This is a genomic window from Streptomyces sp. NPDC008139, from assembly GCF_042957025.1.
Classification (GTDB): Bacteria; Actinomycetota; Actinomycetes; order Streptomycetales; family Streptomycetaceae; genus Actinacidiphila.
In genome coordinates this window covers 526444-544838 of record NZ_JBIBHM010000002.1, presented here as the reverse complement: position 1 = coordinate 544838, position 18395 = coordinate 526444, and the positions used below count along the sequence as shown (strand labels likewise).

The window sequence follows — 18395 nt, the reverse complement described above, 5'->3', positions numbered from 1 at the left end:
GTCCACACCCGCCGGTGGACCCCACGCCCCGCCCCTGACCTGCGACCGGGAAGGCCGCCATGCGCACACCGCACCCGCCCGCGTCGCGAACGGCGCCGCGCCCGGCCACGGCGTCCGACACCGCGGACCTCGTCGTCATCGGCGCGGGCGTGATCGGGGCCGCCGCCGCGTACTTCGCGGCGCGCGCCGGTCTCGACGTCACGGTCCTGGACCGCGGTCCGCTGGCGGGCGGCACCTCCAGCGCGGGCGAGGGCAATCTGCTGGTCTCCGACAAGGAGCCGGGCCCCGAACTCGATCTGGCCCTGCTCTCGCTGCGCGTGTGGCGTGACGACCTCGCGGAACACGCCGGCCTGTGGGAGTACGAGCCCAAGGGCGGTCTCGTCGTGGCCGCCACCGCGGAGGGTTCGGGGACCCTGGCCACGCTCGTACGGCATCAGCGCACCCTCGGCGTCGAGGCGGTCGAGGTGTCCGGCGACGAACTGCCCGGCTACGAACCGCTGCTGTCACGGGAGCTGGTCTCCGGCGCGTTCTACCCGCAGGACGCCCAGGTGCAGCCCGTGCTCGTCGTCGCGCACCTGCTGCGCCTGGCCCGTGAGGCGGGCGCGCGGGTCAGGACCGGCACGGAGGTCACCGGTTTCCGCACGTCCGGGGAACGGATCACCGGCGTCGACACCCACCGCGGTCCGGTGCACGCCCCGGCCGTGCTCAACGCGGCGGGCCCGTGGGCGGGCGACGTGGCGGCGCTGGCCGGAGTACGGGTGCCGGTGCTCCCCCGGCGCGGCGCCGTCCTGGTCACCCGGCCGCTCCCCCTCGTCATCCGGCACAAGGTCTACGCCGCCGAGTACGTCGCCGATGTGGCCAGCGGCGACGCCGCACTCCAGACGTCGCCCGTCGTGGAGGGCACCCGCGCGGGCACCGTCCTGATCGGCTCCTCGCGCGAACGCGTCGGCTTCGACCGGCAGCTCTCCCCCGCTGTCCCCGCGGCGCTGGCCCGCAAGGCCATCGCGCTCTTCCCGTTCCTGGCCTCGGTCCCGGCGCTGCGCTCCTACGTCGGCTTCCGCCCCTACTGCCCCGACCACCTGCCGGTGATCGGGCCCGACCCGCGGGCTCCGGGGCTGTGGCACGCCTGCGGGCACGAGGGCGCCGGGATCGGTCTGTCGGCGGGCACGGCCAGCCTGCTCATCGGTGCGCTGACCGGCCAGGCCGTACCGCTGGATCTCGCGCCCTTCGCCCCCGAGCGCTTCGACACGAGCCCGCCCACCGAGGAACCGCAGGAGGAACCCCGTGCCCCCTCACGCTGACGACCTCGCGGCGCCCTGCACCGTGTTCCTCGACGGCCGGCCGGTCCCGGCGCGCGAGGGCCGGAGCGTCGGCTCCGCTCTGATGGCGGCGGGCATCGTCGCCTGGCGGTCGACCCGCGTCGAGGGCCGACCGCGCGGCCTGTTCTGCGGGATCGGCGTCTGCTTCGACTGCCTGATCACCGTGGACGGCCACCGCGACCAGCGCGCCTGCCAGGTGCCCGCGGCCGACGGCATGCGGCTGGAGACGGCGCCCGCCACGTACGAAGGCACCGACCGATGACGCGCGGCGCCACGACGGCGGAAACCGAGGTCGCGCGGGCCGAGGTCGCGGTGGTCGGCGCGGGTCCCGCGGGGCTGGCCGCGGCGGTGACCGCCGCCGAGGCCGGGCTGAGCGTCGTCCTGGTCGACGCGGCGGCGCGCCCCGGCGGCCAGTTCTGGCGGCACGGACCGGCGGGACCGCGCGCCGACGAGGGACACCACCACCTGAGCACGTACGCGGACTTGACGGAGCGGCTGTCCCGAGCCGGGGTACGGACGCTGTACGGCCGGCAGGTCTGGCGGGCCGAGCGCGGGGCCGACGGCTTCACTCTCAGGACCCGGCCCGCGCACGACACGGCCCGCGCACCGGCCGTGACGGTGGCCGCGCGCGCCCAGGTGCTCTGTCCGGGCGGATACGACCGCCAACTACCCATTCCCGGCTGGGACTTGCCCGGTGTCATGGCGGCGGGCGGCGTGCAGGCGCTGCTCAAGGCGGACGGCACCCTGGCCGGGCGGCGCGCGGTGGTGGCCGGGACCGGCCCCTTCCTGCTCCCGGTGGCGACGGGCCTCGCCGCGGCCGGGGCGGAGGTACCCCTGGTCTGCGAGGCGAACGCGCTGCGCGGCTGGCTGCGCGAGGCCGGCGGCGCGGCGCGGGAACCGGCCAAGGCGGTGGAGGCGGCGCGGTACGCGGCGCTGCTGGCGCGCCACCGTATCCCGTACCGGACGAGGACCGTCGTCACCCACATCCTCGGCGGGACGCGCGTCCGCGCGGTCCGGGTGGCGCCGCTGGGTCGCGACGGCCGCCCCGTCACCGCGCGCGCCACCGAGGTCGCGGCGGATCTGGTGGCGCTCGGCTGGGGTTTCACCCCCGCTCTCGAACTGCCGCTGGCACTGGGCGCACGGACGCGGGTGGACGTGGACGGCTCACTGGTCGCGGTGGTGGACGCGTGGCAGCGCGCGAGCGTGCCCGGCGTCTACCTCGCCGGGGAGTGCACCGGGGTCGGGGGCGCCGCGCTCGCCTTGCGCGAGGGCCGGTTGAGCGGCCTCGCCGTGGCCGCCGACCTGGGCCGGTCCTACGACCGCGGCGCCGTACGCCGTCTGCGGTCGGGCATCCGTCGAGGTCGCCGCTTCGCCGCGGCGATGCACACCGCCCATCCGGTCCCGGCGCACTGGACGGCGTGGCTCACGCCCGACACGGTCGTCTGTCGCTGCGAGGAGGTCACCTTCGCGGCGCTCGACGAGGCCCACCGCACGCTGGGCGCGGACGACCCGCGCACCCTCAAGCAGCTCGCCCGCCCCGGTATGGGCATGTGCCAGGGCCGCGTGTGCGGCTTCGCGACCACCGCGATCAGCGCCGCCCTCACCGGCCGCCCCGCCACCGCCGCCGACCACCGCGGCCTGGCCGCCCGCCCGCTGGCCTTCCCCGTGCCGCTGGGCGAGATCGCGGCGGCGGACGGGGACGGCGACGGGAACAGTCCTCACGCGTAAGAGGCGCGCTCAGCCATGGCGTACTCAGGGCATGCGGCACGACATGGTGCCGCCGAGCCCAGCCGTTTACGGTTCGCCGCTCCCCGTCGCGTGGCGGTAGTCGCGGGGCGAGAGGTGGTAGGCGGTGCGGAAGGAGCGGGTGAAGGTGGAGTGGTCCTTGAATCCCCAGCGGGCGGCTATGCGGTGAATGGGGATGTCCTGGAGGGCGGGGTCGCGCAGGTCCCGGCGGGCGCGCTCCAGGCGGAGGCGGCGGATCCAGGCGGCGAGGGTGGTCTCGCGCGTGGTGAAGAGCCGGTGGAGGTAGCCGACGGAGACGTGCAGGGCGTCGGCGATGCGGCTCGGCGAGAGGTCGGGGTCGTGCAGATGCTGCTGGACGAAGGCTTCGACGCTCAGCAGGAGTGTGCGTCGGCGTGAGTCCTCGCGGAGGGCGGCTTCCGCGTCGAGATGGTGGGCGACGACGGCGGTGAGCAGGTCCTCGGATATACGGGCCAGCCGCCCGAGGTCGTCGGGGCGGTAGGCCGCCTGCGTGGTCAGGCCGGTGAGGAAGTGCACGAGCATGCCCGCGAATCCGGCCTGTCCCGGCAGGGGCCGGGCCAGCAGGCGTTCGATCCGGTCGGCGGGCTGTCCGAGCTGTGCGCGCGGGATGTGGACACGTACGAGTGTGGTGGGCTCGCCGCCCGCGCCGAGTTGGAGTCCGAAGGGGCGCGAGCTGTCGTAGAGGGCGATGTCCGTCGCCTCCAGGACCGCCTCGCGGCCGAGCTGGCTCATGACGAGCTTGCCCGTCGCCGCCATGGCCAGGCAGAGGAGTTCCGGATCCGCCTGCCGCACCATCTTCGGCGTGCGGACGACCTGCGAGGGCGAGACCCTCAGCTCGACCACGTTCACCGCCGCGAGGTCGACGGTCCTGGCCGACGCCCCGAAGTCCGCCGCCTCCCGGCTGGACAGGCTCATCGGGTGCTCGCTGGTGACGAACAGCTCATTGAGGGCCGCCAGCCGGTCCGGCGGCGACAGATCGTCACGATCGAACATCGTCCGCATCATGGCTCCCCCTCGGACCGCGGTGACCGCGTCCCGGAGTCTCCGGCCGCGGACCACCTCGGGCCAAGTATCCCCCGGTGGTCGTCGGACCCCGCCGGGGCCCGGCCCGACTACCGCGCGCCCACCAGGACTTCCGCCGCGGCGACTCCGGAGGCGGCCGTCGCGCCGTGGGTGAAGATCTGCGCGGCGCCCTGGACGGAGTCGCCCGGCAGGCCCATCTCGACGACGATCGCGTCCGGGCGTGCCCCGGCGAGTTCGTCGAGCGCGCGGCCCATCCACTTGTTGCGGGAGGCGTCCCTGACGACGACGACCAGCGGGCGCCCGGCGGCGGGCGCGAGCGCGTACGACTCCAGGAGGGCGGCGTCGGCGGCGAGTTCCTGGTGGTGGACGCGGACGAAGGTGGTGCCGGGCAGCCGCTCGCGCAGCGGGGCCGCGACGCCCCACGGGGTCTCCTTGCCGATGGCCAGGTTGGTGGACGGCACCAGTTCGACCACGTGCGGGGGCGCGGTCAGCGGGAGGACGTCGCCCGCGGAGCCGCCGAGGCGTATGGCGCGGCGGGCGGCGACGTAACCGATGTCGCCGCTGACCGGATTGACCGGAACCGCTCGCGCCAGGCCGGTCGACCACTCGGCGAAGGCGCGGACCCGCTCGGACGCCTCCTCCAGCCGCGCCTGCGTGAGGTCGCCCGACCGTACGGCGTCGGCGAGCGCGTCGGTGAGCAGGTCGACGGTGTCGGCCCCGGAGTTCTCGCCGCCGACGCAGACCGCGTCGCAGCCCGCGACGACGGCCTTCACCGTGGCGCCGTCGATGCCGTAGCGGTCGGTCACGGCCCCCATCTCGATGGCGTCGGTGACGATCAGGCCGTCGAAGCCGAGTTCCTTGCGGAGCAGCCCGTCGAGGATGCGGCTGCTGAGGGTGGCCGGAACGTGCGGGTCGTAGGCGGGAACGAGGAGGTGACCGCTCATCACGGCGCGCACGCCCGCGCGGACGGCGGCCTCGAAGGGCGGCAGGGCCTGGGCGGCGATGGTCGCGAGGTCGGCGTCATAGCTGGGCAGGCCGTGGTGGGAGTCGACGGCGACGTCCCCGTGACCGGGGAAGTGCTTGGCGCAGGCGGCGACTCCGGCCGACTGGAGGCCCTGGATCCAGGCGCCCGCGTGCCGGGCGACCAGACCGGCGTCGACGCCGAAGGAGCGCACCCCGATGATCGGGTTGTCCGGGTTGGAGTTGACGTCCACGCTGGGCGCGTAGTTGAGGCTGACGCCGGCGGCGTGCAGTTGGCGCCCGAGGTCGCGGGCGACGGACTCGGTGAGGTCGGGGTCGTCCACGGCGCCGAGCGCGAAGTTGCCGGGCCGGGTGGAGCCGGTCGAGGACTCGATACGGGTGACGTCCCCGGCTTCCTCGTCGATCGCGATGATCAACGCGGGGTTCTCGGCGCGCAGTTGCGCGGTCAGCCGGGCCACCTGCTGGGGCGAGGCGATGTTGCGCGAGAAGAGGACGACGGAGGCCAGGCCGTCACCGATGGCCCGCAGCACCCACTCCGGCGCCTCCGTCCCCACGAAGCCGGGCTGGAGAACGGAGAGCGCGAGTCGTCGCAGCTCCTTGTCGGGCGTGCTGGAGGACATCAACTGGGCCTTCCACGTAGAGCCAACGCATTTGTGACACGGCGGACATTGGTACAGACCATCCGGATACTCGCCCAGCGTGATCTGGGGTGTCAAGTGCCTGACGCGCGCACACCGGCCGCATCGGCCGGGGCGTCCGGGAGACCGCGCCTGACCTGATCCGTCGCCGCCGGGAAGGCCACGTCACCCGTGGTAGGGCCCGGATCGCGCACGGCGACGAGGCGGCCGAATCGCCACCTCCGGACGCCGCGACACGTCAACTCCACGGTTGACATGGGCGGTTGGTCTAATCCATTTTAGTGGGACGCGAGTTCAGCGAGCGACAAGCGCGGCGTAGTGCCATGAATGATGGGCAAGTTGCGAACGTCCGTTGCCGTACGCATCCACTCGCCCACCGACGGCAACGCACGGTTCCGCCGTGCTTTGGCGTAGGCACATGTAGTGGCGGTCGCCCAGAACCACTCTCGGCACCGGACGCGATTGCCTGTCCCCACACGGCCGATCCGTCCCGGCCGAAGGAAAGCCCGGGGGCGATCCGCGTCAGAGAACCGAACCCTGGAGCGACTGCTTTGTCGGCGCCTGATCATTCTTTTCGAGCCTCCTCCGAACGCCCGTACTTCAGCTCGGACGGCGAGACCTACCTCACACCGACTCCGCTGCGGAACCTCCGCAAGACACAGAAACTCCGTGTGCTGTCGGAAGAGGACTTCGCTTTCTGGCAGACCTACGGATACGTCGTGGTGCGGCAGGCGATACCCGCCGTCGCGGCGGACGAGCTGCTGGAATTCGCCTGGAATTTCCAGGGACTTGATCCGGCGCGCCCGGACACCTGGTACGAGGAGCGGGAGTTCCGCTCGGATCTCGACAGGGAACTGCACATCTACGGTTTCGTCGAGGCCTACCAGCACCAGCTCATGTGGGACAGCCGGCAGTCGCAGCGCGTCTATGACGCCTTCGTCGACGTATGGGACTGCGAAGAGCTGTGGGTGACGCTGGACCGGCTCAACCTCAACCCGCCCAACATCAAGAACCGGGACCGCGCCCACATCGCGCCGACCGAGCGCGGCTTCGACATCAAGCTGCACTGGGACATCGACACCACGCTGGAGGTGCTCCCGCAGCGCGTCCAGGGAATCATCGCGCTCAACGACACCAAGCCCGACCAGGGCGGCTTCCAGTGCGCGCCCGACCTCTTCCACCGGTTCGAGGAGTGGAAGGCGCTCCAGCCGGAGGACCGCGACCCGATCCGGCCGAGCGTCGACCACGCCGAATACCCCGTCATCCAGCCCGACCTCAAGGCCGGTGACCTGCTGATCTGGAACGGGCTGCTCGCGCACGGCGTCGCGCCCAACACCTCGGACAGCGGCGTCCGCGCCGCCCAGTACCTCTCGATGATGCCCGCCCTGGAGTCGCACCAGGAGCTGCGGGACTCGCGCGTCAACTCCTGGCGGACGCTCAGCACTCCGGAGTGGAACGGCACGCTGGTCGGCGACGCCACCCGGCACGAGTCCCTGCGGTACGGACCCGCGGAGCTGACCGACCTGGGCGCCAAGCTGCTGGGCCGCGACTCCTGGAAGCAGCCGTCCGCGGACCAGGGGACCGGGGAGCGGACATGCGCCGAATCTGCCTGACGCTTCCCACCAACAGGCCCTGCGCGACAACGATATCGGCGGTGCACGAGGAGGCGGCCCACGCCGCCACGCACTTCGAGGTCGAGGTGCGTCTGCTGGTCCTGGACTCCTCCGACGCCGGAGCCCGCGAGCAGCACGCGCGGGTCGTGCGCGGTCTGCCGGCCGTACCGGGCGTCGTCGTGCACCACCTCGGCGAGGCGGAGCAGCGCGACTTCCTGCGGCGGGTCATCGAGCGGGCCGCGCCTGACAAGCCCGAGTTGATGCTCGATCTGATGCTGCCCGCCGGGCTCTCGTACGGCGCCTGCACCAACCGCGCGTTCCTGCTCGCCGCGGCGCTGGGCTGCGAGTCCGTGCACCGCAGGGACTCCGACAGCCGCTACCAGTCCGTGGACGGTCTGCCGGTCTTCCCCGTCCACCATGAGCTGTTGTCGCTCGGCAAGCGGGCGCGCGACGCGGCGGCCGGGGTGACCGAGACCGATCTGGCGGACGCGCACACCGGCAAGACCGTCTCCATGGTGGGCAGTTCCTTCATCGGCGAGATGTCCGTCGACATCGAGGAGATGCACCGGCTCGACCGCGACGCCTACTACGACGTGGTCGGGCTGTGGGCGCCGGTCCACTGGTCGTCGCGGAAGAAGCGCGAACTGGTCGACGAGTCCTTCAAGGGCGCGGGGCACGAGCCCTTCGCGGGCGACCACTCGACGCTCACCCTGGTCGACCCGATGCGGGTCGACATGTGCAACATCGCCTTCCACGGGGTCCACGAGCAGGTCCCGTTGATGCCCGCGACGGACACGATCGGCAGCGACTACTTCCTGATCCACCTCGTCCACGACGCGACGCTGCCCGGTGTCCTGCACAACCGGAACATCGTCAACTACTACACCGGTGAGCGGAAGACGGACGCCGGGTTCATGGCGTATCAATTGCGCTTCGCCAAATTCTTCCTGTCGATGCTGTATCTCAACGCCGTGTACGACCGGATGGCCGAGGCCGGTTCCGCGCTGCTGGACGACGACCATCGGATACGGGTGGCCGCGGTCGCCGAATTGCTGCGGGACAGCGCCTTGTTGGACCGTGCGGAGAATGTGGAGCGGCTGGACATCCTCGACCGGTCCTACCGCAAGCTCGGCGGCAGGTACGCGGAATTCGCGGACTCGCTCACGGAACGGCGCGAGCGGTTGCTGGACGAGGCCCGCGGGGACATCGAGGAATACGCCCTGTTGACGGAAACGTGGTCGGCGATGATTCGGGCGAGCAGAGAAACGGGTCTCGACACACTCCAGCGGCTGCCTGGCTGACGCCGCACATGACGCACGAGAACGCCTCACTGTTCGCCGCTCTTTCGGCCAGCGCCGAGGACCGGATCGTCTTCGATCTCAGCGGTATCGAGGAACGCTACGATTCCCTGCTGCGCGAGCTGCCGGGAGTCGCGGTGCGCTTCGCCATGAAATCCTGTCCCGTGGACGAAGTGCTCGCCTGTCTTGTCGCGAAAGGCAGCGGATTCGACGCGGCGAGTATCAACGAGATCGAGCAGGCCGTACGCTCCGGCGTCGCGGTCGGGAGAATTCATTACGGCAACACCGTCAAGTCGGACCGGGACATCGCGGCGGCCTATCGCCTCGGTGTCAGGGACTTCGCCACCGACAGCCTGGAGGACGTCGCCGCCGTCGCGGCGCACGCCCCCGGCTCGCGGGTGTTCTGCCGGTTGGCGACCGACGGTGACGGAGCGCTCTGGGGGCTGAGCAACAAATTCGGCTGCTCGGCCGAGGACGCCGTGGCCGTGCTGGAGAAGGCGCGGGAGTCCGGGCTGCGGCCGGCCGGGCTCTCCGTGCACGTCGGTTCGCAGCAGATGACGGCCGAAGCGTGGCAGCGGGCGTTCGAGCAACTGGTCGACACGCTGACCGTGCTCGGCGAGCGCGGTATGCCGCCGCGGTACGTCAATCTGGGCGGAGGCCTGCCCGCGCTCGGCTATCTCGACAAGCGCGGCAGGCCGCTCGACCCGCCGATCGACAAGATCTTCGCCGTCATCCGCGAGGGCATGCAGCGGTGCCGGGAGGCGGCGGGCGACGGCCTGGGTTTCGTGATGGAGCCGGGCCGCCATCTGGTCGCCGACCACGGGGCCGTCCGGGCGCATGTCTCCCGGCTGTCCACCCGGTACACGGCGGACGGCACGGCCCACCGCTGGCTCTACCTGAGCTGCGGGAAGTTCAACGGCCTGTACGAGATGGACGAGTTGCAGTACCGGCTGGTCTTCCCCACCCACCCCGACACCCCGCGCGTCGAGGCCACCGTGGCCGGTCCGACCTGTGACAGCGACGACGCCTATTCGCGCGAGCACAGCCTGGTCCCGGTACCCGAGTCGGTCGAGTCGGGCGACCCGGTGTGGGTGCTGTCCAGCGGTGCCTACGCCGTCAGTTACATGACCCAGGGGTTCAACGGCTTCAGCCCGCTGCCGTACGTGTGCGTACGCGGCGCGGGCGACGGGCCGGCCCGCCCGCGGAAGGAGCACGACAGGTGAGCGACCGCGAGACACCCCGGCGCGCGGTGACGGATCACGCGCGCGTCCGCCCTGTCGGCGACGGCGACTGGGCGGACCTCGTCGCGCTTGAGGCCGCCGCCTACACCTCCCTCGGTCTGTCCGAGGGGCGGGCCGCGCTGGAGTCGAAGGCGTGGGCGTCGCCGACGACGTGCTTCGTCCTCGACGTCGAACAGCGGCTCGCCGGTTACCTGTTGGCGCTGCCGTACCCGGTCTCGCAGGCGCCCGACCTCGCCCGCGGCGAGGAGGTGGTCTTCCGCTCGCGCAATCTGCATGTGCACGACCTCGTCATCGCCGAGGATCTGCGCGGCCGGGGCCTGGGCAAACGCCTGCTGCACCACCTCACCGGGCGGGCGCTCCAGCAGGGGTACGAGCAGATGTCGCTGGTCGCGGTCGGCGGCAGTCACACCTTCTGGGCGGCGAACGGCTTCGCCGCCCAGAAGGAGGTCGTGAACTCCGAGAGCTACGGGGCCGGTTCGGTGTACATGTCCATGGCGCTGCCGACCGCGCCGAACCTCGAGAGTCCGACGCCGACCAGCGGCCTGCTGAGCGGGGCACCAACGCGAAACGAAGTGGGATAACGCCTGTGTTGCACGTTCACGATCCGTTCCGGCGCGGGCAGTTGGCGATCGGGGCGCTCTTCTTCTCGCTGGGCTTCCAGTACGCCACCTGGGCGTCGCGGCTGCCCGCGATCAAGGCGCATCTGGACCTGACCGCCGCGCAGGTGGGGCTGCTGCTGATGGCCACCGGCATAGGCGCCGCCGCCGCTTTCCCGCTGGTGGCGATGCTGATGCGGCGGCTGGGCTCGCGGCTGCTGTCGCTGCTCTCGGCCGTCGGCCTGACGCTGCTGCTCATTCCGCTGTCCGTCATGCCGAACTACCCGGTCGCGCTGCTCATCATGGGCTGTGACGGTGTGCTCGTGGCCTGCCTCAATGTGGCGATGAACGCGCAGGGCGCCGCGCTGGAGGCCGTCCACCGGCGCAACGCCATGGCCAAGCTGCACGCGACCTTCAGCAGCGGCTCGCTCGGCGCGGCCCTGCTCGCCTCCGGCATGAACACCGTCACCTCCACGATGGCGGTGCACTTCGGCGCCGCCGCCGTCCTGTTGCTCCTGCTGACCGCTTACGCCAGGACCGGGCTGCTGACGCGGGAGCAGGTCGCGGTCAAGGACGAGGCGGCCGAGGCGCAGGAGCAGAAGGAGGACGTGGACGCGGTCGCGGTCGCGAAGGAGCGGGGTGCCAAGAGCCGCGGCAAGTGGACGCTGCCCGCCCGTATGACCCTGTGGATGGGCTGCGCGATGGCCTTCGGCACGGTCACCGAGGGTGCGATGAACGACTGGTCGGCGATCTATATGAAGGACGTCGCCAAGGCCTCGGCCGAACTGGCGCCCATGGGCATCGCCGTCGTCTCGGTCATGATGGTGCTCGCCCGGCTCTTCGCCGACGGCTGGCGCAGCCGCTGGGGTGACGGCCTGATCGTCCGCGCGGGCAGCGCCCTGGCCGCGGCGGGTCTGGCCCTCGCGCTGCTCAGCGGCGGCGTGGTCCCGGCGCTGATCGGCTTCGCCGCGGTCGGCCTGGGCATCGCCGCCGTGACGCCGTGCGTGTACGTGGCGGCGGCCGGTCAGGGCTCGGACGCGCTGACGCTGGTCGCGACGATGGGCACGACGGGGCTGCTCGCGGGGCCGCCGGTGATCGGCTTCATCGCCAACGCGACCGGTCTGGTCTGGGGCCTGGCCGCCGTGGCCGCCTCGGCGCTGGTCGTGTCCCTGTGCAGCACGCAGATCCGCTGGACGTCGACCGCCTGAGCCGCGGGCGCACCCCGAATCACGGTTGACGCCTCGGGGCGCGCGCGCTTCGCTGTGCCGGTGAGCACACTTCGCATCGAACGCGTGCGCCCCGACGCCTTCGTCCAGGACTGGCGCGCCGTCCACAACACGGTCGTCCCCACGCATCCGCTGTCCCTGGACGACGTCCGGGAGCGCAGCGGGCGCCACCTCCTGGAGGTCGCCTACCTCGGCGACGTCCTCGTCGGAAACATGACGGTACGGCCACCCACGGAAGACGAGCCGGTGGTCACGGTCATCGCGCGGGTCCTCGCCGCACACCGAGGGCGGGGCTTCGGCCGGGAGCTGTACGCGCGCGGGCTCGCGCACGCGCGGGAGCTGCGGCCGGGCGGCGTCGAGACGGTGGTGCTGGAGTCCAATGAGGACGGGCTGCGCTTCGCGCTCAAGCGGGGCTTCGTCGAGGTCGAGCGGTATCTGCTGCCGGGCGACACGATCCGTTACGTGACGCTGCGACTGCCCTGAGCGGCGTTCTCCGCGCCGCCGCCGTGGCGGCCGGGGCGCAGGTCGAGCATGTGGAACACCTTGTCGTAGCGGCGCGGCCCGACCGCCACGAAGTCCGGCAGGCGGCCGTACTCGCGAAAGCCCAGTGATTTGTAGAGGCCGATGGCGCGGGTGTTGTCGCTACGGGCGTCGAGGGTGAGCACTTCGATCCCGGCCCGCCGGGCGTCGGCGATGAGCGCCGCGGTCAGGGCGCGGCCGATGCCGTGGCCGTGGGCGGCGCCGTCCACGGCGAGCCGCTCCAGGTCGGCGTGGGGGCGGTGGGTGGGGCGGGTGTACCGCAGCCAGTAGCCGAAGCCGACCAGGTCCCCGCCGAGATACGCGGCGCGCAGCGACCCGTCACCGGCCCGTACCGCGGTCAGGACCCGGTCGAGGAGGGCCGTGACCTCGTCGGGGCCGGGCGGCTCCAGCCAGCCGAGCGGAGCCCCGCCCTGGACCAGCGGGGCCAGCAGCGCGTGCGCCGCTGCGGGGTCCAGTGCGCGCGCCCGCTCGATGCGCAGCTCGTCCCCGAGCGCGCCCGCCTCAGCCGTCGTCATCGCGTTCCGCCTCTCCCGCGCAGGTGCTTGCCTCCGTGGGCCGCCGCGCCCGGGTACCGCCGCCCGTTCCCTCCCACATCATCTCCGGCGGGGCTCCGCCGACACCTCCCTGCGGGACCGTGTTCACGCCCGAGTCGTACAGTGGCGATATGGCCGTCAGCATTCTGGACATTCCCGGCGTCGCAGCCGTGCGGCAGCGGTTGCGCGCGGAATTGCTGGCGCGGGTGGCGGGGCCCTCGGGGCCGGAGAACCGGGCGCGGATCCAGGACGCGCGGGGGCCGCGGTGGTTCGGTCCCGAGCGGCCGATCCGTGTGGTGCACGGTGACGCGTCGATGTTCATCGGCGGCTTGCGTGCGCTGCTGTTGCAGTCGCTGCATCCGCTGGCGATGGCCGCGGTGGCCGCGCACTCCGGCTACCGGGGAGATCCGTGGGGCCGTCTCCAGCGCACCAGCACCTTTCTCGCGGTCACGACCTTCGGCACCGCCGAGGACGCCCGGCAGGCCGTCGAGCAGGTACGGGCGGTGCACGCGCGCGTCAGCGGCACGACCGCGGACGGGGAGCCGTACCGGGCGTCGGATCCGCATCTGCTGGGCTGGGTGCACGTCGCCGAGGTGGACAGTTTCCTGCGCGCTCATCAGCGGTACGGGGCGCGGCCGTTGGACGCGGCGGGCTGCGACGCCTACGTGGCGGACACCGCGCGGGTCGCGGAGGCCCTCGGTGTTCTCGACCCGCCGCGCGACCAGGCGGCGCTGACCGCCCGGCTCGCCGCCTACCGGCCGGAGTTGCGGTCCACGGCCGAGGCGCGGGACGCCGCGCGTTTCCTGCTGCTCGACCCGCCGCTGCCGTGGGCCGCCCGCGGCCCGTACGCGATCCTGGCCGCGGGCGCGGTGGGGCTGCTTCCTTCGTGGGCCCGCAGCCCGCTGCGGCTGCCGTATCTGCCGATCACCGAGGCGACCGGCGTCCGGCTCGCGGGGCACGGTCTGACCAGGACGATCCGCTGGGCTATGGCTCCGGAGGCGGCCTGGCGGTCCGACGGGCCGTCAGAAGGCTGACGGGCGGGGCCTGAAGACGGCGCACGGGCGGGGCGGACCGCTGTCGGTCCGCCCCGCCCGCGAGGAACGGGAGGGTCAGCCCGCGAAGGCCGTCGTCCCGATCGGGGTGCCGAGACCGGTAGGACCGTCGTAGCCGGCCTTGCCGGTGCACAGGTAGCTGCCGGAGCAGCTTCCGTTGGAACCGCTGGTCACGTCGTTGAGCGCCGTGGTGTGGGCGTACGGGAAGGACGTCGGGTACGAGCCGGAGGACGGGTTGCCCGCCAGCGCGTAGACCGAGGCGATGATCGGCGAGGAGACGCTGGTGCCGCCGAAGGTGTACCAGCCGGCCGTGACGCCGTAGGAGTCGTAGACCGCGACACCGGTGGCCGGGTCGGCGACCGCCGAGACATCGGCGATGGTCCGCTTGGAGCAGCCGGTGTCCTTCTGCCAGGACTGCTTGGCGTCGTAGGCCGAGCAGCCGGAGCCGGAGCCGGACCAGACCGTCTCCGTCCAACCGCGGGTCGTGGACGACTTCTTGAGGTTGGTGCCGCCGACCGCGGTCACGTACTTCGAGGCCGCGGGGTACTCGGCGCCGTAGCCGGAGTCACCGGCGCTGACGGTGATCGCGACACCGGGGTGGTTGAAGTACGAGGAGTCGTAGCTGGTGTCGGAGGACGACTCGGAACCGCCGTAGCTGTTCGAGACGAACTTCGCGCCCAGGGCGACCGCCTCGTTGACCGACTTGCCGAGGTTGGCCATGGAGGCGGAACTGGCCTCGACCAGAAGGATGTTGCACTTCGGGCAGATGGCGCTGGCCATGTCCAGGTCGAGCGAGATCTCCTCGGCCCAGCCCGAGTCGGCGCTGGGCAGGGACGTGGTGGACCCGGTCTGGCTCACCTTCTTGAAGCAGCCGCTGGCCACCGTGCAGGCGGGCAGACCGTAGTACGACCGGTAGGCGGCCAGGTCACTGGCGGCGTTGGGGTCGTCGTACGCGTCGACGATCGCGACCGTCTCGCCGCTGCCGTTGGTGGACGCCGCCGAAGTGAGGCCGTAGGCGGCGCGCAGGTCGGTGGGACCGTAGCCCGACGGCGTGGCGGCGGTGGCCGCGTCCGGCGAGACCGTGGTGGTCCGCGCGGCGTGCACGGTGCCGCTGGTGACGCGCAGCGCCTTACAGGCCATGTCGCCCGCCTTGGCGGGCGTGGCACAGGCCCGCGCGGTGTGGACGGGCTGCGCGGCGGCCGGCGTCTGCGCGACGGCGGACGGGGTGAGGGCCAGCGCGGAAGCGGCCAGAGCGGCGACCGCTGTGAGGGGTAGACCGGCGTGACGTATCGCCGGATTCAGGGTGATGCGCAACGAACTGCCTCCTGTGGTGGGTTACCTGGGGGCCTGCGGATGCAGTGGTGCCTGCGGTGCCAGGTGGGGTGACTGAGGCACCGAACCGCCACTATGGGTGACGCGGTCACGTCAATACAGGGACGGGGCGAAGTCTCTACCTCCGCTTTGCCTTCGTCAGTTCGCCTTGGGGAAGACGTGGTCGAGAAATGACCGCGCAGGATGCATGGATTCCACTTGCGTGGTTTCGCAACTCCCCTGCGCGGTCCGCCGCTTGGGTTCGCCCTACGAGGTCAGGTAGCAGGATTTGGCGACGTTCGGGATCGGGTCACCGCCGCCGAAGGCCGCGGTGGTGCAGGGCGTGCCCCCGGTGAACGTCGCGTAGAGGTAGTCGCCCGCCGCCCCGTACGCCACGGTCCTGCGGCCGGTGAAGGCGCAACTGCCGTTCTCCGCCGAGCAGATCGCCGGATAGCCGGGCGGGGCGCCCGCGTACGTGTAGCAGCTCTTGGCCACGCCGAAGACCGGGTCGACCCCCATCGTGTCGTTGCCGCAGGTCGTCGCGCCGTTGGAGCGGCCGGTCCAGAACGCGCCCGCGGCGCCGTACGCGACGGGTTGCGATCCGGTGGCCGCGCAGACGGACTTCTCGGCCGCACACTGCGTCCAGTTGCCCGCGGGCGGCCCGGTCGGGGCGGCCCAGCAGCTCTTCGCCGTGTTGTACAACGGGTCGGTGCCGAAGGCGTCGTTGGTGCAGGCGACGCTGCCGGTGACCACCTGGAAGCGGAAGGCGCCGTTCGCGCCGTAGGCGACCTCCCGGGTGCCGCTGACCGCGCAGGTCCCCTTCTCAGCCGCGCACGAGGTGTAGCCCGCGGGGCCGCCGGTTGGGGCGAGATAGCAGGACTTCAGTACACCGTAGGCCGGGTCGGCGCCGCCGAAGGCGGAGGCGGCGCAGAGCGTCGCGCCGCTGACGGACCGGTAGGCGTACGTGCCCGCGCCGTAGGCCATGACCTGGCTGCCGGACGGGGTGCAGGTGCCGCCCTCGACGGCGCACAGGGTGTAGCCGGCCGGCAGCGTCGTGCCCGCGACCGAGGTGGCGAAGGGCACGGGGGCGCCGAGGCCGGTGGCGGACACCGCGTACGTCCCGGCGGGGACGCCCGTGAGATAGACGTAACGGCCGTCGCTCGACCCGCCGTTGATGCCCGCGCCCGCGTGGAAGGCGCCACCGCTCCACACCGTGGCGCCGTTGACGGTGACGGTGGCGTCGGCGGAGCCGTTGGTGGGTACGCCGATCCGGCCGGTGGTCCCCGCCGGGCTCGTCAGCGACTCGGTCAGGGTGCCCGCGGCCGTGTCGCGGTCCCAGGAGCCCGTCACCGTGCCCTGCGGCATGGTGACGGTGCCCTCGGTGTGGGCGAGGTCGCCGGGGTGCGGCACGAAGTCGTAGGCCGCGGTGCCGGTCGGGGACAGGCCCAGCAGATAGAAGGTGAGGGCGGAGGTCGGTCCGGTCCCCCAGCCGTGCGCCAGGCTCATGTACGTGCCGCCGTAGTCGAAGGACCCGTCGGAGCGGAACCCCTCCCAGAACGTACTTCCCGTGCCCGTGGGGCTGCCCAGCATGTAGCCCCACTCGCGGCGGATCAGGGCCAGCGCGTTGATGTCGTCGTCGGCCGCGAAGTGGGCCTGGACCTCCATCGATCCGGGGAAGGTGCCGATGGCGCCGCCGTCCTTCTCTGGGCTGGCCGCGCCGTGGTCGTTCCACCGGGCGGCGAGCGCGTGCGCGATGGCGGTGTCCTTGTCCGCGCCGTCGGTCAGCCCGTACCAGACCGCGAGCGAGTTGCCGTCCTGCGGATAGAGCGTGCTGGTCGGATTGTCGCGGTAGAGGCCGACCGCGCCGTTCCAGAGCCGCTGGTTGACGGCGGACTTCACGGTGGCCGCTCGCTGACGCCAGGCGGTGGCGTCCGCCGTGTCCCCCTCGACGGACGCGAGCGTCGCGCCGCTGGTGAGGGCCGCGTAGAGCAGCGCGTTGGCCTCGATGTTCTCGCCGCCCTGGCCGCCGCGCGCCCAGTCGTTGGTCCCGGTGACGTTCAGCAGGCCGTTGCCGTCGATCTTCGCGGTGATGAAGGACATGCCGAGCCGGTAGCGGCTCCACACCGAGTCCAGCCACGCCTTGTCGGCGGAGTAGGTGTAGTACGACGCCGACCCGATGAGCGTCCACGTGTGATAGGTGTCGGAGCCGTAGAAGTTGACGGCCGGGCCGCCGTACTCCAGCTCCCCGGTCGAGGAATTCTGGTGCTGGTAGAGGCTGTTGAGAGCGTTCTTGGTGGACGCGATGTCATGGGTCGAGACGTATTCGGTGGGCGTCGACACACCGAGGTCGCCGGGCCAGACCGCGCGGTCGCGCTTGGCGCCGTCGCTGAGGATGCCCGCTCCCGTGCCGATCACGGCGTTGTTCTCCCACCCGGAGGCGGGCGGCGGATAGGCGCGGCCGGTGTCGGGCGCGATCGTGTCCATCTGGACGGTGTAGGCCCCGGCGTACCAGATCCTGTTCAGCAGCGGGTCGCTCGAATAGAAGTAGTTGGTGTACGCGGCGGGGTCGCTCATCCCGGCCGCGCCGGTGAACGCCAGCGAGACCCCGTTGAGGTCCACCCAGCCGGACGTCCCCATGAAGACCGTCAAGTAGCGGAAGCCGCCGCGCAGTTTGTCGGTCGGCATGGTGTACGTGCCCGCGCCGTCGACGGTCGCGGTCAGCGCGCCGTCGGTGCCGGAACCGGAGTACACGGTGCCGCTGCTCAGATCGCTGACCGGGCCGACGTACAGCGACGACTCGCTGAAGGCCAGGCCGACCCGCTGCCCGCTGCCGCTCGCCCCGGCGAATCTCAGCGTCACCAGCCCGCCGACCTCCTTGCCGAAGTCGAGGACCAGATACGCGTTCGTCCCGGAGATGCGGGTCGAGGCGCCCGACAGCACATTCCCCGGTGAGGTGACGGACCCGGACGTGCCCTTGATCGCGACCGGGGCGAGCGTCCTGCTGTGCGGGGCGTAGATGTACGCGTCGCCCGCCGACCGGCCGGCGAGCCCGGTGGGGGCGGCGGCGGTAGGGGCATCGGAGGTGCGGGCATCGGCGGACGCGGGCGGCGTGGTCGACAGGCCGACGGCGGCGCACAAGGTCGCGAGGAACAGCGCGACCCTGAAGCGGCGGGACGCGGATAAGGGCGATCGTCGCCCCGGCGGGTGGGGGAAGGACATGGCTCCGGCCTCCGTGCGAGGTGGGGGGTGACTCAACGGCA

General features: G+C 72.1%; 15 protein-coding genes. 10 read left to right on the top strand and 5 right to left on the bottom strand.

Annotated features, from left to right (window positions below):
* Positions 1–59 precede the first annotated feature (59 nt).
* The 3 genes from ACFZBB_RS06355 to ACFZBB_RS06345 are packed head-to-tail and all read left to right on the top strand — an operon-like array spanning position 60 to position 3047.
* Entirely contained in the window at positions 60–1301 is a 1242-nt protein-coding gene (locus ACFZBB_RS06355; protein ID WP_391118364.1) for an FAD-dependent oxidoreductase, read from the top strand.
* Complete coding sequence (locus ACFZBB_RS06350; RefSeq protein WP_391118361.1) at positions 1285–1581, top strand: 2Fe-2S iron-sulfur cluster-binding protein; 297 nt, start codon at positions 1285–1287, stop codon at positions 1579–1581. Before ACFZBB_RS06355 ends, ACFZBB_RS06350 begins: the two co-directional genes overlap by 17 nt.
* Positions 1578–3047, top strand: coding sequence for an FAD-dependent oxidoreductase (locus ACFZBB_RS06345; RefSeq protein WP_391118359.1), 1470 nt, complete (start codon positions 1578–1580; stop codon positions 3045–3047). The genes ACFZBB_RS06350 and ACFZBB_RS06345 overlap by 4 nt, the downstream gene beginning before the upstream one ends.
* Before the next feature lie 66 nt (positions 3048–3113).
* Here ACFZBB_RS06345 and ACFZBB_RS06340 read toward each other — a convergent pair whose 3' ends face one another.
* Entirely contained in the window at positions 3114–4076 is a 963-nt protein-coding gene (locus ACFZBB_RS06340) for a helix-turn-helix domain-containing protein (RefSeq protein ID WP_391118357.1), read from the bottom strand.
* 119 nt (positions 4077–4195) lie between these two features.
* A complete protein-coding gene (locus ACFZBB_RS06335; RefSeq protein WP_391118355.1) occupies positions 4196–5707 on the bottom strand; it encodes a glycoside hydrolase family 3 N-terminal domain-containing protein in 1512 nt (503 codons plus the stop codon).
* A gap of 569 nt (positions 5708–6276) precedes the next feature.
* On the opposite strand from ACFZBB_RS06335, the gene ACFZBB_RS06330 reads away from it, so the two are divergent.
* Genes ACFZBB_RS06330 through ACFZBB_RS06305 form a run of 6 tightly spaced genes read left to right on the top strand, consistent with a single transcriptional unit; the run spans position 6277 to position 12182 of the window.
* Entirely contained in the window at positions 6277–7338 is a 1062-nt protein-coding gene (locus ACFZBB_RS06330) for a phytanoyl-CoA dioxygenase family protein (protein WP_391118353.1), read from the top strand.
* Positions 7320–8639: a DUF6271 family protein gene (locus ACFZBB_RS06325; RefSeq protein WP_391118351.1), complete on the top strand. Its 1320-nt coding sequence runs from the start codon at positions 7320–7322 to the stop codon at positions 8637–8639. The genes ACFZBB_RS06330 and ACFZBB_RS06325 overlap by 19 nt, the downstream gene beginning before the upstream one ends.
* Positions 8640–8647: 8 nt before the next feature.
* Positions 8648–9859: an alanine racemase gene (locus ACFZBB_RS06320; RefSeq protein ID WP_391118349.1), complete on the top strand. Its 1212-nt coding sequence runs from the start codon at positions 8648–8650 to the stop codon at positions 9857–9859.
* Positions 9856–10458, top strand: a complete 603-nt coding sequence (locus ACFZBB_RS06315) for a GNAT family N-acetyltransferase (RefSeq protein ID WP_391118346.1) — start codon at positions 9856–9858, stop codon at positions 10456–10458. The genes ACFZBB_RS06320 and ACFZBB_RS06315 overlap by 4 nt, the downstream gene beginning before the upstream one ends.
* A gap of 5 nt (positions 10459–10463) precedes the next feature.
* A complete protein-coding gene (locus ACFZBB_RS06310) occupies positions 10464–11681 on the top strand; it encodes an MFS transporter (protein WP_391118344.1) in 1218 nt (405 codons plus the stop codon).
* Between the two features lie 60 nt (positions 11682–11741).
* Positions 11742–12182 (top strand): GNAT family N-acetyltransferase, encoded by a 441-nt coding sequence (locus ACFZBB_RS06305; protein WP_391118342.1) that lies wholly within the window; start codon positions 11742–11744, stop codon positions 12180–12182.
* Here the strand turns inward: ACFZBB_RS06305 and ACFZBB_RS06300 are convergent.
* On the bottom strand, positions 12158–12754 hold the full coding sequence (locus tag ACFZBB_RS06300; RefSeq protein WP_391118340.1) for a GNAT family N-acetyltransferase: 597 nt from the start codon (positions 12752–12754) through the stop codon (positions 12158–12160). The genes ACFZBB_RS06305 and ACFZBB_RS06300 overlap by 25 nt on opposite strands.
* Before the next feature lie 149 nt (positions 12755–12903).
* On the opposite strand from ACFZBB_RS06300, the gene ACFZBB_RS06295 reads away from it, so the two are divergent.
* Positions 12904–13806 carry an oxygenase MpaB family protein gene (locus ACFZBB_RS06295; RefSeq protein ID WP_391118338.1) on the top strand — a complete coding sequence of 301 codons (903 nt, stop codon included), beginning with the start codon at positions 12904–12906 and terminating at the stop codon, positions 13804–13806.
* A gap of 75 nt (positions 13807–13881) precedes the next feature.
* Here the strand turns inward: ACFZBB_RS06295 and ACFZBB_RS06290 are convergent, their stop codons facing one another.
* Together ACFZBB_RS06290 and ACFZBB_RS06285 are read right to left on the bottom strand one after the other, a co-directional pair.
* The gene (locus tag ACFZBB_RS06290; protein WP_391118336.1) at positions 13882–15138 is read right to left on the bottom strand and encodes a peptidase S8; all 1257 of its coding nucleotides are present in this window, start codon (positions 15136–15138) and stop codon (positions 13882–13884) included.
* A gap of 264 nt (positions 15139–15402) precedes the next feature.
* A complete protein-coding gene (locus ACFZBB_RS06285; protein ID WP_391118333.1) occupies positions 15403–18354 on the bottom strand; it encodes a trehalase family glycosidase in 2952 nt (983 codons plus the stop codon).
* Between the last annotated feature and the right edge of the window lie 41 nt (positions 18355–18395).

Coding starts and splice junctions, on each gene's coding strand:
- ACFZBB_RS06320 (WP_391118349.1), top strand. CDS start 8,648: ATGACGCACGAGAACGCCTCACTGTTCGCCGCTCTTTCGGCCAGCGCC.
- ACFZBB_RS06285 (WP_391118333.1), bottom strand. CDS start 18,354: ATGTCCTTCCCCCACCCGCCGGGGCGACGATCGCCCTTATCCGCGTCC.
- ACFZBB_RS06345 (WP_391118359.1), top strand. CDS start 1,578: ATGACGCGCGGCGCCACGACGGCGGAAACCGAGGTCGCGCGGGCCGAG.
- ACFZBB_RS06355 (WP_391118364.1), top strand. CDS start 60: ATGCGCACACCGCACCCGCCCGCGTCGCGAACGGCGCCGCGCCCGGCC.
- ACFZBB_RS06335 (WP_391118355.1), bottom strand. CDS start 5,707: ATGTCCTCCAGCACGCCCGACAAGGAGCTGCGACGACTCGCGCTCTCC.
- ACFZBB_RS06300 (WP_391118340.1), bottom strand. CDS start 12,754: ATGACGACGGCTGAGGCGGGCGCGCTCGGGGACGAGCTGCGCATCGAG.
- ACFZBB_RS06325 (WP_391118351.1), top strand. CDS start 7,320: ATGCGCCGAATCTGCCTGACGCTTCCCACCAACAGGCCCTGCGCGACA.
- ACFZBB_RS06295 (WP_391118338.1), top strand. CDS start 12,904: ATGGCCGTCAGCATTCTGGACATTCCCGGCGTCGCAGCCGTGCGGCAG.
- ACFZBB_RS06340 (WP_391118357.1), bottom strand. CDS start 4,076: ATGTTCGATCGTGACGATCTGTCGCCGCCGGACCGGCTGGCGGCCCTC.